This window comes from Amphritea atlantica, from assembly GCA_024397875.1.
Taxonomy (GTDB): domain Bacteria; phylum Pseudomonadota; class Gammaproteobacteria; order Pseudomonadales; family Balneatricaceae; genus Amphritea; species Amphritea atlantica_B.
This window is the reverse complement of record CP073344.1, coordinates 1,494,877-1,506,185: the sequence shown is the minus strand read 5'-3', so window position 1 is coordinate 1,506,185 and position 11,309 is coordinate 1,494,877. Positions and strand designations below refer to the sequence as shown.

Below are 11,309 nucleotides of genomic sequence, written 5' to 3'. Positions count from 1 at the left end.
AGATTAAAATGGGACCACAAGACGCAAAGTGACACCGTCGGTTTCAATGCCATTTTCAACATTGAGATCTTTACTGTATTCACCTTGCAACTGAAACTCTTTGCCAATCCACTGGGTATAACCAACGGTCAGCGTATCGGTGTCTATATCCGTAGCAACCTGTGTTACGCCATCAACCTGCTGTTCACCGCCCTTCTGTTTACTGTAACGTCCCCAGATATATCCACCGGGAGTTACATCCTGAGAAAGCATTGCGCTCATCCGATACATATTGTCACGGCTCAGGCTATCACCGGCGGCCAGATCATTATTGTCACCGTAGACCTCGACTTCACCAATCAGATCCATGTACAGACCAGCATCTGTCAAACCTTTGGTATAGCCCGCCTGTAGTACAAATGACCAGCGGTTTGCCCCCACATTAACCGCTTTATCGCTTTCATATTCGCCGGTTGGCAGATAAACAAAAGGGGTAATACCCAGCCACTCTTTGTTCGTGTTGTCAGCAATAGGCCAGAAAGTAGAACCCAGAAAAATATCACCGATACCGGAGCTGTCATCCCCCAGAAGCCCAATCTTCTGATCAACAACCGGAATAATAATCTGGGGATCGGCGGGCATACCAAACAATTCGGTATAGTGAATCAGACGCTCAACCACTGCGTTCACTTCCAGATCAGCACTATTTGAAACTTTTGTTCCATCAATATTGAAATTATCACCGTTAACCGTTTGCAGGTAAGTGACCGACAAGTTAACACCAGGAGGGGCGACAATGTAGTCCCGCGGATGAACCGTTTCAGCGACTGCAAATGCCTGACTGGACAAAAGAGTTCCACACAGTAGTGCGGAGACAGGCAAGAGTTTATAGTTATTGTTTTTCACGTTGTTATTCCTCTGATACGTTATGCAACAACACAAGATTACGCACAATGGACCAGAGGAAATTGATAAGATCTTATAGGATTTGTAACGAAATGTAACGACCACAAAATTAAAAAATTAACTTTTGTTAATATATAAAGTATTCGCCTTATAACTATTTCATCCTTGTCATAATTTAATAAAATCTCTAATATCTGCGATATACTGAGCATCATTCAGAATAAAAATAAAGAGATGTAGATGTTATGCCTGATGATAAAATCAAGCTGATAACGCCAGACCAGAGACTGGATACCATTTCCTTTAAGCCCACTGACACCAGCGCAGAAAAAAGCTTCTGTAATATCCGCCTGGAAAACTATGCCAGGCTGCCCTTTGTCGATCTGAATCTCCCTGGTATGGACCATCATGTCCTGGTCTATAACTACAAACCGCCCACCGTAGCTGTGCAGTACAGTTGTGGTGACAACCATTTCCAAGGTATTTGGGACAAACAAACACTCTCTGTCATACCCGCTTTCCAGGATAATCAGTGGCTGATTCCAGAGCCTGACTCCAGCACACTTCATATCATGTTCCCCCACTCAGCCGTTAGAAAAGTGATCGAAGAGAACCTCAGTATCAGCCCTGATAATTTTGAGCTGCAGTCGCTGTTTCAAACTGATGATCCGGTACTGAGAAACTTATCCGAGCTTATTTTATCCGAGACCCGGCAACAGTTTCCCAGCGGCAACCTGTATATGGAGAGTCTGGCAAACGCACTGATTGTGCACCTGTTGAACCACTATTCAAATAAAACGAATATAACTCTGAAGCATAATGAGTCCGGTAAGATCACCCGCAAAGGGTTACAAAAGGTTGTCGAATATATCGATTTTAACCTGAGTGACAAGATCAGCCTGGACCAGCTCGCGGACATCCTCAGTATGAGCAGCTTTCACTTCTGCCGCTCATTTAAGGAAAGCACCGGCTACACTCCACACCAGTTTCTGCTGTTAAGACGAACCTACCGTGCACGCCAACTTTTATTGGATAGACGCTTTACCCCCAGCCAGATTGCGCAGATGACGGGGTTCACCGACCAGAGCCATCTGAACCGTTTTCTACGCAGGATATTCAACCTGACCGCTTCACAAATCCGCAGTTAGCCCCCTCTAAAGCCGATCATTTCATACTAAAATCGAGCATTTTTGTACCAGACCCACCATAAAAAGACAGTTATTATTTTAAACAGATATAGAAATCCAATTTTATTTTTCAAGTATGAATATAAGAATAATAATATGTGCATGAATATAACTGTGATTACCGATCAGCCGAATAATAATATTTTTGATTTAAATAATCACAACGACTTCGGCTTCAACATAAAGACTCATAAAAGCAGCACCTATTTTCAGGCAGACAGTTCTACCGATGTTTTTATCGTCGATTACTCAGGCTCTAAACGAATAGACTTTGCCACAACCCGGGAACTCCGTAATAAAAGTAACGGCGGCATCATCATGATAGGCCCGGAAGCAAGCGCTGATGACCTGATCATTGCACTGGAGATGGGGGCTGACGAATTTATTACCCCACCGATCAATTACCGCGAACTGTCCGCCCGTATCCGTAATCTGGGCCGCTGGTCGAGATTAAGCCACTCGGGCAACTCAGATGAAGAGAGCAAAGCGACCAAGGAGAACTCCATCATTCGCTTTTCCGACTGGGAGCTGAACACTATACGTCAGGTATTAAAGTCACCCAGCGGGCAACTGACTAAGCTGGCCAGAAATGAGTTTATGCTGCTCAACATATTACTGAACAACCGCAATAAACTGCTGACCCGGGAACAACTGCTAAACCACCTCTACAATCGCGACTGGCACCCGTCGGATCGGACTATCGATGTGTTGATCGGTAAACTACGTAAATATCTGAACGACTATCGTAAAGAGCAGGCGCTGATTAATACGGTCTACGGTATCGGCTATATTTTTGCGGTAGAAGTATAAACCATTCAATATGACCGGTAATGGCTCATATAGACCATTACCGGCTGTATTGGCATGATCGTTCAGAAAATACAGTGCTTGGCAAAGTCTTTCGCTTCATTTGCTGACCAGTCGCCCTTCGGTTTCTCTTTCAGCTCTTCACACCAGGCTTTAGTGCCGACTTCAGGCGAACAGCCCTGCAGGCTGATCACTGCAACCCCCATCGCCATCAAAAAGCTCAGTTGTTTAATTATTTTCATGGTTTTTCCCCGTTCCTTTATATAAATCTGTTACCCGGCTAATCGGTAACACGACCCCGTAAAGACTTAACCTGTCCCCGTTTGGTTTTGCTATCCACCCGCTTACGCTGAGATGAGCGGGAGGGCTTGGTCGCCTGACGCGCCTTTTGTACGATTGATACGCTCTTTATCAGCAACTGCAAGCGCTGCAGGGCATCATCGCGGTTTTTCTCCTGAGTGCGAAACTGCTGAGCTTTAATCACCACAATCCCCTCTTTAGTGATGCGGGAATCTTTAAGCTGCAACAACCGCTCCTTATAAAACTCAGGCAGAGAGGAGGCTGTGATGTCAAAACGCAGATGAATTGCCGAAGACACTTTATTAACGTTTTGCCCACCACTCCCCTGTGCCCGGATAGCACTCAGTTCAATCTCGTCGTCCGGGATCGATACATTATTGGAAATAATCAGCACAACTCAGTCCATTTCAGATCAACGCAATCCATTATATCAGCTTCTCTCATCGCTGATTAGCAATAAGCTGTCGGCATCAGCCCTGAGCCCGGCGCTTTGATTATATTTAGCCGATCTTAGTTTCTGCCATCCACATAGAAAACTGTTTGTAATTATTTCGTCCCTCCTGCTTCGCATGGTATAGCGCCAGATCAGCATATTCCAGCAGCCGGGTGTCATCACTACTATCCACCGGTGCCAGAGCGATACCCAGACTGGTGGTCACCTTTAATGGTTCACCGGCGATTGTCATCGGTTGTGAAACTGCATCAATGATCCGTTCTGCCAACTGAATTGCGGTGCGCTGCATCTCACCCGAATGGTTACCCAGCAGCACAACAAACTCATCCCCCCCCACCCGACTGACCATATCCACAGCACGTACGGTATCACTCAGGCGTCTGGCAGTAACCAGCAACACCTGATCACCAATTCCGTGACCGTAGGTGTCATTAATCTGCTTAAAAAAGTCAAGATCAAGAAAGATCAGGCCCAGCTGTCGCTCAGGATATCGTTTCAGCACACTCAGCTCATGCTGTAGCCGCTTACTGAGTGATCGTCGGTTTGGCAGATCCGTCAGGGAGTCGCTTTGCGCTAAGTGCTCCAGCTGCTCTTCAAAGGCTTTGCGCTGACTGATATCGGTAAACGTACCGATATAATTTTCAATACTGCCGTCCTGATTACGGTAACAGGTAATTGAAAGAGCCTGAGGGTAGATGGCACCATTTTTTCGCTTATTCCATACTTCACCGTGCCACTCCCCCTCTGTTTCGATGGTACTCCACATCGCCTGATAAAATTCAGAGTTCTGGGCGGAAGAAGCAAGAATATTCGGGTTTTGCCCTTTTACATCGTCAAACAGATATCCCGTAATCCGGGTAAATGAATCATTAATCTGAATAATATTGTTATCGGCATCCGTAATCATGATCCCTTCATGGGCAGCATCCACAATCCGTCGGCTGATTTCCAGCGACCGGGCATTTTCATTGAGGGTAATATTTTGCTGATCAAGGTTATTCTGATAGTTGCTGAAGACCATATTCAGTCCACGGGAGTAATAACGCAGCATCAGAAACCCTATGACCAGTAACACCATAAACAGCAGCACCAGCGTGGCGTTACTCTCGGTTTGGTTCTGACTGATGTCCTGGCGTTCCTCTAACAGAAGCTCAAGTGAGGGGTCGGTATAGCCTCCGGCGATAATAACCCAGTCCCAGACAGGCAAAAGGCTGGCATAGAGGAGCTGATCGTCCACCGGCTGGCCGTCCGCCAGATACCAGTCCGCACGAATAAAACCGTCTGCTATAACTTTCGACAACAACCCTGATATCCGTTCCCGGTCATGACGGGACTCCAGCTGTGACGGCTGCAGCCCGACAAACCGGTTAACGCCCTGGCCCGCGATAACCTTACCACCAGGGCCGATAATCGAGATATAGCCATCGCTACCGAACTGTATGCTCTGCAGGCGGGCAACCATCTCCTGCTGCAGATCCTCCTGTATCTGAAACACATAATCACCCGCTCCGACTAACCAGTCAAAGGGCTCAAATCGTGCAATAAAGGCAATTTTATCACGCATATTTTCACGATCACCGGGAGGGTACCAGCGATAACGGACATATCCGCGCCCCTCTTCAGAGCGAGAAACTTGCAGAAAACGACGCACGAAATAGACTCCGCGATCATCTTTAAAGTCTGTCATTGAATGGTTTTCAAGATCAGGCTGAAGTGGCGACAGCAGATTTTTACCCTGCTGATCACCGACAAACAGATAGCCTCTGCCATTAAAAAAGCGGACCCCTCTCAGCGCCTCCAACAGCATCGTCTTTAATTCAGCTTCCGGCATTTTGCCATGATTTTGCTGGTACAGACTGTTCATTATCTCGATCGCCTGCAGCACTTCACTCTGGGAGCGGGTCATAATAACCTGCTCAGCATTATGGTAACGGGCATTAATAAAATGAGCGGCATCCGCCACTTCACTCTGTAAGCGACGACTGATATTCAGTTGAAGTGAGTCTTGAAGTTTTTCCAGGTTAGCGTTGACATACTGCTGACCCGCTAAGAAAAGGTAGCCAAAGAGAACGGCCAGAAGAGAGATTAATATTGCTGATACAAGCCAGAAAGGATAAAGACCCGAGTTGCGTATTTTTCTCATCAAATCCATTGCTACCCAGTATCCCCTAAGCAACCGTTAACCATCTAACGACCATTAAGCTTAGCTTAGTTTAGTTATACGCAGGCGCACAAACGAAACTTTCAGGGAACTACTCAGGATGACAGGTGACTGATCAAAAAAAGGCGGCCAGAGGCCGCCAAAAAACACCGACATAACCCGGAATAAAAAGAGAAGCCGGATGCGGAGTGCATTCCACTCATGACGAGTGGGCTGCGGTGCAAATCTCCAAACGACGACTGGAGACTGAGAAGCGGGGCAGATAAACTGCCCCTGGGAATACACTATAGTTTTAAGAAACCAGCTTAGAAGAAGCCTAGTGGATTAATATCGTAGCTGACCAACATGTTCTTAGTCTGCTGATAATGATCCAGCATCATCTTGTGAGTCTCACGACCTACACCGGATTTCTTATAACCACCGAACGCAGCATGTGCTGGATACAGGTGGTAGCAGTTAGTCCATACACGGCCGGCCTCAATAGCACGACCCATACGGTAGGAGCGGTTCATATCACGGGTCCAGACACCAGCACCCAGACCGAACTCGGTATCGTTGGCAATTTCCAGCGCTTCAGCTTCATCTTTGAAGGTGGTTACCGCGACAACAGGTCCAAAGATTTCTTCCTGGAAAACACGCATCTTGTTATGGCCCTTCATCAGCGTTGGCTGAACATAGTAGCCTTTACTGAACTCGCCATCGTTTACATGAGACTCACCACCGATGAGGAACTCAGCACCTTCCTGCTTACCGATATCCATGTAGGACAGGATCTTTTCAAACTGCTGCTGAGAAGCCTGAGCACCCACCATTGTGTCAGTATCCAGCGGGTTGCCACGCTTAATCTGATTAGCACGCTCAATCACTTTAGCGATGAACTCATCGTAGATGCTTTCCTGAATCAGCAAGCGTGAAGGACATGTACATACTTCACCCTGGTTAAAGAATGCCAGAACCGCACCTTCGACCGCCTTGCTAACAAATTCCTCTTCCTGATCCATGACATCTTCAAAATAGATGTTTGGAGACTTACCACCCAGCTCAACAGTCGATGGGATAATATTTTCAGCAGCACATTTGAGAATATGCGAGCCAACCGGAGTCGAACCGGTAAATGCAATTTTCGCGATACGCTTGCTGGTTGCCAGCGCTTCGCCCGCCTCTTTACCGAAACCGTTTACAACGTTCAGTACACCCGGCGGCAACAGATCACCAATCACTTCCATCAGTTTCAGGATTGATACAGGAGTCTGTTCGGCAGGCTTCAGTACAACACAGTTACCCGTTACCAGTGCTGGCGCCAGTTTCCAGGCAGCCATCAGCAGCGGGAAGTTCCACGGAATGATCTGACCGACCACGCCCAGGGGTTCATGGAACTGATAAGAAACGGTGTTCTGATCGATCTCTCCCATTGAGCCTTCCTGAGCACGGATACAACCGGCATAGTAACGGAAGTGATCAACACAGAGCGGCACGTCAGCAGCCAGGGTTTCACGAACAGCTTTACCGTTATCCCAGGTTTCGGCAACGGCCAGCAGTTCCAGGTTTTGTTCAATACGATCTGCTATTTTAAGCAAAATGTTGGAGCGCTCTGTAACAGAGGTAGTGCCCCAGGCTGCTTTAGCTGCATGAGCAGCATCCAGCGCCAGATTAATATCTTCTTCAGTCGAACGAGGGATCTCACAAAATACTTCACCTGTTACGGGTGTGGTATTCTGGAAGTACTGACCTTTAACCGGCGCAACCCACTCACCACCGATAAAGTTTGCGTAACGTTCTTTAAAGCTAACAACTGAACCTTCGGTTCCTGGCTGTGCGTAAATCATTGTCCAAGCCTCTCTTTTTTTGTTATACACCGCACTTTGCGGGCTGTTTGACTACTCTTCCATATTAGCCAGTAACCATGGTTTTGACCTATGCTCCCTTGGCACTGAAAATTTAGTTATTTAGTAGTAATTCGGAATTTTCTGCGGTAATGACCACTTTGAGGATAAAGCTTTAGCAACGCGGTAATAATCAACATACAATTCATCCGTGCCTGTACTAATCCGGGCCCGTATACGCAAAATTAAGAATCACCACACTGCGTATTGAGAGACAAGTAATTAATGCAGTAAGGATCTTTAAATGGCTGACAATGCTAAGGAGCGGGACCTTCATCAGGGTAGCCGTTTAATTTCCACTACCTCCCTGACGGGATGCATAACCTATGCAAACCAGGATTTCGTTGATATTTCCGGATATAGTCGCGAAGAACTTGTGGGTCAGCCGCACAATATTGTGCGCCATACAGACATGCCTGCAGCAGCGTTTGCCGACCTGTGGACTAACCTTAATGCTGACAAGCCATGGCTGGGTGCCGTTAAAAACCGTTGCAAAAACGGCGACTACTACTGGGTGCTGGCGTATGTCACACCACAATACGATCACGATGGAAAAAAAATTGGCTATCAGTCAGTGCGAAGCCGGCTTCCCAACGAGATAAAACAACAGGCCCAGGCACTCTATGACAAGGTTAATGCAAACCCAAAACGATTATCACTATCGCGCATTCGCCTGAGTCACCGGATTCTGGCAACGGTTTTTACCGGTTTTATGGCGGTCACACTTATCGGAGTCAGTCCGCTTGAGACACCGGTCAGACTGCTATTATCTGGCCTGCTGACAAGCGTATTTACCGCCCTTGCCTACTGGCAGTTAACACCGCTGCAGAAAAGCCTTACTCTGGCGTTAAAGGTCTATGACAACCCTCTTTCTCAGCTGGCAATCACCGGACGCATGGATGAAATTGGGGCGTTTAATCTTGCTATTCAATTGCAGCAAGCCAAACTACAGACCGTCACAGGCCGGGTGGAAGATGCGATAAAGACCCTCAGAGAGGTAATGAATAATACTCATCAGAGCCTCAGCCAGACCACCGTTGGTATTGAACAGCAGAATCTGGAAAGCGATATGCTGGCTTCGGCCAGTACTGAGATGGCATCCTCCTCCCTTAATGTCGCAGAAAACACCTCGCGGACCTCCGATGTAACCCATCAGGCGGCGATGGATGCCCAGAATGGCAGAACCAATATCAATGATATGCTGCAAACCATTGAACGACTGTCCGAAGAGGTTGAGCAGGCGTCCGAACTCTCAGAACAGTTACATCATCAGACTGAAGAGATCGGCCACATCACCACCATAATCAATGAGATCGCCAATCAAACCAACCTGTTAGCGCTGAATGCTGCCATCGAAGCCGCCCGAGCCGGCGATAACGGGCGCGGATTCGCGGTGGTCGCGGATGAAGTCCGGGAGCTAGCAATACGTACCCAAAAAGCGACTGAGCAGATCAAATCCAGTATCGGAGCTGTGCAAACTCAGGTCCGTAATACCGCAGATACCATGAGTAAAACCCATACTCAGGCGAAAGACAGCATCAGCCGGGCCGAAATAGCCGGACAAGCGTTCGATCAGCTGAGCCAGTCGCTGGATCAGATATCGGATCAGAGCCAGCAGATTGCAGTGGCGGCAGATGAACAGAATGAAACGGCGGAAAGCCTGAGCAAGAGCATTATCTCTATTCGGGATATCTCTGATAGCAACAAGGAATCAATCAGCAATACCAACCAGGCTATCGATAATCTCGCCCGACTGGTGACTGACCTGTCTCAGATCGTCAACCAGAACACTAAACAGTAGAAAATCAGATCAACTCTCTGGCCGGATGCCCCTGAACATCAGGGGCTGAGGTTGCCGCTTAGTAACAAACCCGCCAACGTCCACATCATCACACATACCAGTCCATCCAGAATGCGCCAGCTGACCGGCCTGCGAAACAACGGAGCCAGCCAGCGAGCCCCAAGACTCAGCGAAAAAAACCAGACAAAAGAGAACATTGCAGCCCCCGCACCAAACCAGTAACGCTCCTGGTCGGGATAGCGACCACCAATACTCCCCAGCAATACCACGGTATCGAGGTAGACATGAGGATTCAGCAGACTCAGTGCCACGGTGGTCAGCAATGCGGACTGCAGACTGGAAAAATTGTTCGCGGAGAGCGTCATTGACTCACTGCGCAGCGCTGAGCGAAGCGCATTAGCGCCATACCACAGGAGAAATGCTCCCCCTGCCCAGCTGATCAGTTTCAACGCCAGCTCCGACTGACCAATTAGCACCCCCATCCCCGCAACGCCAGCGGTAATCAGCAGTGCATCAATCAGACTGCATACCCCGGCAATCGACCAGTGGTATTCACGACGCACGCCCTGGCTCAGAACAAACGCATTCTGGGCGCCGATGGCAATTATCAGGCCAGCACTGGTGGCCAGCCCGGTCAGAAAAGGAGCTGATATAAATGACAGCATGAGAGTGTGTATTCCGTTCTGCACTTGATGAGCAAGCAGAATAAAAAATCGACACAGTTTAGTAAAACTAATAATATTTATATTTCATTAGAAAAATTAATATAGCTATATTTAATTGCCCAGGTTGAGCACCCATCCTTATCAACCCGGTCAGAAACACAACCTTATCTGAGACCCACTATGTTTGATTATCGCCAACTCCAGGCTCTCGCCACGGTCATGGAGGAACAGAGTTTTGACCGCGCAGCAAAACGGTTATTTCTGACCCAGTCCGCCATTTCGCAACGCATCCGACAGTTAGAAGAGTCTGCCGGCCAGCTGTTACTGGTGCGCAGTCAACCCTTGCGTCTGACATCAGCCGGAGAGCAGTTACAACGTCACTATCATCAGGTCACACTGCTGCAGAGTGAGCTTGTGAAAACGCTGGGAAACACCCGGGATGAGGGCTTTACCAAATTAACGATCGGGCTGAATGCGGATACGCTGGCAACCTGGTTTATGGATGCGCTGCAGCCGGTACTGGAACAGAGCGAGGTATTGCTTGATCTGCGAGTCGATGATCAGGATCAGACCCACCTGCTACTGCGACAGGGAGATGTTCAGGGCTGCATCAGTGCCACCAGCAAGCCGCTGCAGGGCTGCAATGCCGTATACCTGGGGATCAGTCGCTACCTGGCACTGGCCAGCCCCGGATTTGTACAGCGCTATTTTGCCAACGGGGTCTCTGCTGACGCGCTGGCCAATGCGCCAGCAGTGGAATATAACGAAAAAGATGAACTTCAGGATAACTTTATCAGCCAGTTCTATCCTGCTGTACAGACCTACCCCCGTCACCGGGTCCCCTCTTCCGAGGCATTTACAGAGCTTATACAACGCGGCTTCGCCTGGGGTATGGCTCCGGATCTGCAGATGAAGGCACAGATAGAGTCCGGTGCCGTTATTGAGATTGCAGCTGGCCAGAGTATTGAAGTCCCCCTGTATTGGCACAGCTGGAACCTGGCCACCGAGACCGGAAAAAACCTGACCCGACAACTGATCAGCTACTGTCACCAGCACCTGGAACAGCCTGGCGAATAAACGCTGATCCGCAGGGCAAGCGGTCGCCTGTTACCGAGGACAGCAGATAACCGCCATTAACGGTTTGTCTCCGGCCTCAGTACAGCATT

The 11,309-nt window shown here is 48.4% G+C and carries 10 protein-coding genes; 4 read left to right on the top strand and 6 right to left on the bottom strand.

The genetic code is table 11. The annotated features are described in order from the left end of the window. Positions 1-3 precede the first annotated feature (3 nt). A complete protein-coding gene (locus KDX31_06750; GenBank protein ID UTW04695.1) occupies positions 4-885 on the bottom strand; it encodes a transporter in 882 nt (293 codons plus the stop codon). Positions 886-1,130: 245 nt separating this feature from the next. Between KDX31_06750 and KDX31_06745 the strand changes: the two genes are divergently transcribed. Further along, positions 1,131-2,033, top strand: a complete 903-nt coding sequence (locus tag KDX31_06745) for a helix-turn-helix transcriptional regulator (protein UTW04694.1) — start codon at positions 1,131-1,133, stop codon at positions 2,031-2,033. A 141-nt stretch (positions 2,034-2,174) separates the two neighbouring features. Beyond that, positions 2,175-2,882: a winged helix-turn-helix domain-containing protein gene (locus tag KDX31_06740; GenBank protein UTW04693.1), complete on the top strand. Its 708-nt coding sequence runs from the start codon at positions 2,175-2,177 to the stop codon at positions 2,880-2,882. A gap of 62 nt (positions 2,883-2,944) precedes the next feature. On the opposite strand, the gene KDX31_06735 is transcribed toward KDX31_06740, so the two are convergent. The 4 genes from KDX31_06735 to KDX31_06720 all read right to left on the bottom strand — a co-directional run bounded on the left by KDX31_06735 (position 2,945) and on the right by KDX31_06720 (position 7,620). Further along, a complete protein-coding gene (locus KDX31_06735) occupies positions 2,945-3,121 on the bottom strand; it encodes a DUF3012 domain-containing protein (GenBank protein UTW04692.1) in 177 nt (58 codons plus the stop codon). Positions 3,122-3,159: 38 nt separating this feature from the next. Then, positions 3,160-3,573: an aminoacyl-tRNA hydrolase gene (gene arfB / locus KDX31_06730; GenBank protein UTW04691.1), complete on the bottom strand. Its 414-nt coding sequence runs from the start codon at positions 3,571-3,573 to the stop codon at positions 3,160-3,162. A gap of 106 nt (positions 3,574-3,679) precedes the next feature. After that, positions 3,680-5,776 carry a cache domain-containing protein gene (locus tag KDX31_06725; GenBank protein UTW04690.1) on the bottom strand — a complete coding sequence of 699 codons (2,097 nt, stop codon included), beginning with the start codon at positions 5,774-5,776 and terminating at the stop codon, positions 3,680-3,682. Between the two features lie 323 nt (positions 5,777-6,099). After that, positions 6,100-7,620 carry an aldehyde dehydrogenase gene (locus tag KDX31_06720; GenBank protein UTW04689.1) on the bottom strand — a complete coding sequence of 507 codons (1,521 nt, stop codon included), beginning with the start codon at positions 7,618-7,620 and terminating at the stop codon, positions 6,100-6,102. 301 nt (positions 7,621-7,921) lie between these two features. On the opposite strand from KDX31_06720, the gene KDX31_06715 reads away from it, so the two are divergent. Then, entirely contained in the window at positions 7,922-9,478 is a 1,557-nt protein-coding gene (locus tag KDX31_06715) for a PAS domain-containing protein (GenBank protein UTW04688.1), read from the top strand. A 38-nt stretch (positions 9,479-9,516) separates the two neighbouring features. Here the strand turns inward: KDX31_06715 and KDX31_06710 are convergent, their stop codons facing one another. Continuing rightward, positions 9,517-10,143: an amino acid transporter gene (locus KDX31_06710; GenBank protein UTW04687.1), complete on the bottom strand. Its 627-nt coding sequence runs from the start codon at positions 10,141-10,143 to the stop codon at positions 9,517-9,519. Between the two features lie 180 nt (positions 10,144-10,323). Here KDX31_06710 and KDX31_06705 point away from each other — a divergent pair, with 180 nt between their 5' ends. Further along, entirely contained in the window at positions 10,324-11,220 is an 897-nt protein-coding gene (locus KDX31_06705) for a LysR family transcriptional regulator ArgP (protein ID UTW04686.1), read from the top strand. Positions 11,221-11,309 lie beyond the last annotated feature (89 nt).